Consider the following 3949-nt stretch of genomic DNA (forward strand, 5'->3'; position numbering starts at 1 on the left):
AAACCCGTCCCGCTCACGTACCACGGCGCGGCCACGCCAAGGGCGGCCTCAAAAAGCTGCTTCTCGCTCACGTTCCCTCAGGTAACGGTCCCAGACTTGGGTCGATTCTGGCTGCCACCCACTCGAAATTCAAAAGAGGCACACAGAAAGACTGCGATCGAATCGCTAAAGCGCTCAACACCAGACCAAGGAAGCGCTACGGCTACAAGACACCCGAACAGATGTTGTTCGGTCCGTAGGGGTGTTGCACTTGCTAGTTGAATCTAAGCGGAATGTGCCGGAGCGCGGACTAGCCGGCAAGGCGGAATTGAGTTTTGTTGTACCCGCGCCTGCCAGGAACTCTCACTGGCCACTCTGCAGCCCATCGGACTTGCGACGCGGACCAACACAGCGCGGGCGGGCCGGATGTCTCGCGGCGAGAGAGTCTCGGCTTGCTGAGAACGGACTCGCCTCAGACCACCGTAGAACCAACCGCCTAACGCTGGAGCTAAGCGGCCACATCAATCGCGAAGCGATTGATTGGTCCGCTTGAGCGAGTTGTTAGGCATCGTTTTGTTGCGCTCGAAGAGGTGAGGACATGATCAGTCGAGAAAGCATTACAGGGTCGGACTCCAATGGGACCATGTGTGCACACCCTTCAAGGTAGATCGGCTCTACACCGTACGCAGATGCCGTCGCGTCAGTGGAGGCTCTTGAAACCATGAAATCATCAGCACCACCAATGACTGTAATCGGGCAACGCACAGCCCGTGGGTCAGGAAGGAGCGAATTCATTTCGTTCCCCGCACGCCAGGAATCCTCCTGTACTTGGGACATGAACTGCCTAACTGTTGTGGCCGGGGTCCGCAAATGAAAGAGAAGTGACCTAGTGACAAGCTCATCCACATACAGCTGTTTGAAACTTCGCCGCAGGAACGACATGAGGAACGTCCAAGGATGCTTGCGAGCCATGCGTATGCCGTCGCCCCTCATGCCAAAAACGGGCGACGAAGCGATCAATACTGCATATGCAAGGTCGGCCTTTGCTGCGAGCAACTGAGTGACCAAGCCACCCATAGAATGACCGACAACAATTCGAAGCGATGGCATCGCGTTGAGGGTGCTCAGCGCGTCTGCGACATAGTCTTCGATGCCCGCCTCCTGAAGTGATTCATGGCCTTCACTCCCTCCATGACCTCGCAAGTCTAAGGCGGCACTTTCGACACCGGCATTGCCGAGCGCCTGCATCACAGGGAGCCATATTGCCGACGTCTCCGTACAGCCATGAATGAAAAGCACCCGAGGACACTCGCCGTACTTCGTCACCTCGAGCGTTGGATGTCCAAGCTTCTGGATGCGCGTTGTCGCGATCATGGATTCGACTTATCGATTGCTGCCAACGAGTTCATGCCTAACTGTTGAGCTAAGCGGCAGCATCAATCGCGAAGCGATTGATCTGTCCGCTTGAGCGAATTGTTAGGGGCGCGTTGCCTGAGCAACACAACCCCACCCGTCGTACTCCAACCCAAAGAGCCGAGAAAGGCAAACCATGAAGCCCGAAACGGACAAGATGACGCTCTGATCAATCGGCATGCGAATGACCACGAGAACGGCAAGACCTTGAGGGTCGTTGACCGAAGCAACTCCAAAACCGTGGTCGTTAATGAAGCTCGCAACCATGTCGGCCTTCTCTGGCGTTGGCGCCCTGAGAAGAAACTCGACGTCGCGATGGGCAGAGAAACGATCGCCTTGCGAATCGAGCAATCGCAAGACGTCGGTGTCCGCAACCGCTGTCTTCATCAACTCGTCGATGACTGACATAGCGCCCCTAACGCTTGAGCTAAGCGGCCACATCAATCGCGAAGCGATTGATTGGTCCGCTTGAGCGAGTAGTTAGGCGCAAAGCTACACGCTGGAAATAATGGATGCACGTTGCTTCTCGTACTCGGCTGCCGTGATTGCGCCAGAGGACCGAAGCCCTTCCAAGCGGCGAAGACGGGCCTTGGGGCTGATAGTCAGGCTGTAAACCCGCCAGATGGCATAGGCGATGATTGCCGGGACGCCGAAGAGGAATAGGAGGATGACCAACTCGGGCATGGAACTTCCTTGGACTTCTGGGCGCAACGTCTTGCAGCGCCTAACGCTTGAACTAAGCGGCCACATCAATCGCGAAGCGATTGATTGGTCCGCTTGAGTGAATAGTTAGGGGCCACGACTCGCCCCGGAGCAGGAAACATAAGCCACAGTGCCGTCCTTGAGCCAGTAGAACTCCGTGCAAGATGGCTCGAGCTCTGAAGGGCGAGATCCTACGTCGTGTGAATCGAGCGCCTCGCCGAAGGAAACGACCCCTGACGAATCTCGATCCAGCACGCGCAGAGGCAGCGGCGAGAGCGAGACGAGCGCGGCGTAGGCGAGGCCGACACCTGCCGTGATCAGCGCTGCCACCACCAAAGCAATCCTGCGACGCGCTGCCATCCGTGAGCCCCTAACGCTTGAGCTAAGCGGCGGCATCAATCGCGAAGCGATTGATCCGTCCGCTTGAGCGAATAGTTAGGCCAGAACGCTACAGCCTGACCTACGGAGCGGCAACCCTTGGTACGGCTTGCCGAGATCAACCTCGCCGGATGCCGCGCTAATGCCTGCGAGATGGCTCGTGCCTGCGCCTGCAGAAAACTCCATCGCGGAACAGCGCGGCGCTTGGCGGCTGCCAGAGCGCCGCCTGCCTCAGCGGTGATTCGCGAGATGCCGGGCAGCGCAGGCGGGGTGGACCACAGACCGCGGCACAAAGGGCCTAACGATTGAGCTAAGCGGCCACATCAATCGCGAAGCGATTGATTGGTCCGCTTGAGCGAGTAGTTAGGTCTGGCTCGCGTGTGCTGGGGTCGTGTGCAACTCGACACCCAACGCCCTAACAAGCTTGATGACCGTGTCGTATCGGGGCTTCGCGCCGGGGGCAAGCGCTTTGTAAAGGCTTTCCCGCCCAAGCCCAGTATCCTTCGCAAGCTTCGTCATGCCACGGGCCTTCGCAACATCCGCAATTGCTTGGAGGAAGACATTAGGATTCTCGTCTTCCAGCGCCGCGTTGAGGTACTCCGCAATGACAACATCGTTGTCAAGGTAGTCAGCCGCATCAAATGCACTAATGGTCTTCATGGTGCCTCCAAGCCCTTCAAGAGGGCTTTCGCTTTGCGAATGTCTTTCTGCTGCGTGGACTTGTCTCCGCCACAAAGCAGCAGATAGGTGATCTCGCCTCTCCGGCAGTAGTACACGCGGTACCCCGGCCCCACATGAACTCGCATCTCAGAGATGCCTTCACCAACCGGCTCGCAGTCGCCGAAGTTACCCTCTGCGGCCGACCTGATTCGAGCAATGACCCGAGCCTTGGCGATTGGATCGCGCAATGCACGAAGCCAAGCATCGAACTCAGCGGTGCGAAGGAAAGTGCTCATGCTGTAATGTATCCGTACGGATACGCGCATGTCAAGGCGCCGAGAGGCAACCAGCCAGACCTAACGATCGAGCTAAGCGGCCACATCAATCGCGAAGCGATTGATTGGTCCGCTTGAGCGAGTTGTTAGGCTGTCGCTCACGCCGGATGCTGCATGGCCCGAACTGACAGCCCGCGAAATTGGTTGGCGCCTGCGAACCGACGATGCCCATGCCGGCAGACAAGGCGGCGCGAAAGCGATGATGCCGCAGAACCGCCGTGAAGCAACAGGCCGGCATTTCGCGCCGACTGGGCAGCCGCACCGCAGCGCGGACGTTTGCTCCCCAGAGCGCCGGCCCGGAGCGAGGCGCTACAAACACCAATGAACATGCCGACTTGCGACGCCTAACGTCTGAGCTAAGCGGCAGCATCAATCGCGAAGCGATTGATCTGTCCGCTTGAGCGAATAGTTAGGCCAGAACGCTACAGCCTGACCTACGGAGCGACAACCCCTGCCCCGCACTTGCCGAGATCAACCTCGCC

5 protein-coding genes are annotated in these 3949 nt (G+C 58.2%); all 5 read right to left on the reverse strand.

The features are described 5' to 3' along the window. Window positions 1-540: 540 nt before the first annotated feature. The 5 genes from O9255_RS09110 to O9255_RS09130 all read right to left on the reverse strand — a co-directional run bounded on the left by O9255_RS09110 (window position 541) and on the right by O9255_RS09130 (window position 3428). On the reverse strand, window positions 541-1353 hold the full coding sequence (locus O9255_RS09110; protein ID WP_297866543.1) for an alpha/beta fold hydrolase: 813 nt from the start codon (window positions 1351-1353) through the stop codon (window positions 541-543). 102 nt (window positions 1354-1455) lie between these two features. Next, window positions 1456-1800 carry a ribonuclease E inhibitor RraB gene (locus O9255_RS09115; RefSeq protein WP_297866544.1) on the reverse strand — a complete coding sequence of 115 codons (345 nt, stop codon included), beginning with the start codon at window positions 1798-1800 and terminating at the stop codon, window positions 1456-1458. An 84-nt stretch (window positions 1801-1884) separates the two neighbouring features. Further along, the gene (locus tag O9255_RS09120) at window positions 1885-2076 is read right to left on the reverse strand and encodes an SHOCT domain-containing protein (RefSeq protein ID WP_297866545.1); all 192 of its coding nucleotides are present in this window, start codon (window positions 2074-2076) and stop codon (window positions 1885-1887) included. Between the two features lie 759 nt (window positions 2077-2835). Further along, on the reverse strand, window positions 2836-3132 hold the full coding sequence (locus O9255_RS09125) for an addiction module antidote protein (RefSeq protein WP_297866546.1): 297 nt from the start codon (window positions 3130-3132) through the stop codon (window positions 2836-2838). Continuing rightward, window positions 3129-3428, reverse strand: coding sequence for a type II toxin-antitoxin system RelE/ParE family toxin (locus O9255_RS09130; protein ID WP_297866547.1), 300 nt, complete (start codon window positions 3426-3428; stop codon window positions 3129-3131). Before O9255_RS09130 ends, O9255_RS09125 begins: the two co-directional genes overlap by 4 nt. Between the last annotated feature and the right edge of the window lie 521 nt (window positions 3429-3949).

The organism is Silanimonas sp. (genome assembly GCF_027530345.1).
GTDB lineage: Bacteria > Pseudomonadota > Gammaproteobacteria > Xanthomonadales > Xanthomonadaceae > Silanimonas.

Bases quoted from the DNA above. Each gene is read 5' to 3' on its own strand.
- O9255_RS09120 (WP_297866545.1), bottom strand. From the start codon at position 2,076: ATGCCCGAGTTGGTCATCCTCCTATTCCTCTTCGGCGTCCCGGCAATC.
- O9255_RS09130 (WP_297866547.1), bottom strand. From the start codon at position 3,428: ATGAGCACTTTCCTTCGCACCGCTGAGTTCGATGCTTGGCTTCGTGCA.
- O9255_RS09115 (WP_297866544.1), bottom strand. From the start codon at position 1,800: ATGTCAGTCATCGACGAGTTGATGAAGACAGCGGTTGCGGACACCGAC.
- O9255_RS09110 (WP_297866543.1), bottom strand. From the start codon at position 1,353: ATGATCGCGACAACGCGCATCCAGAAGCTTGGACATCCAACGCTCGAG.
- O9255_RS09125 (WP_297866546.1), bottom strand. From the start codon at position 3,132: ATGAAGACCATTAGTGCATTTGATGCGGCTGACTACCTTGACAACGAT.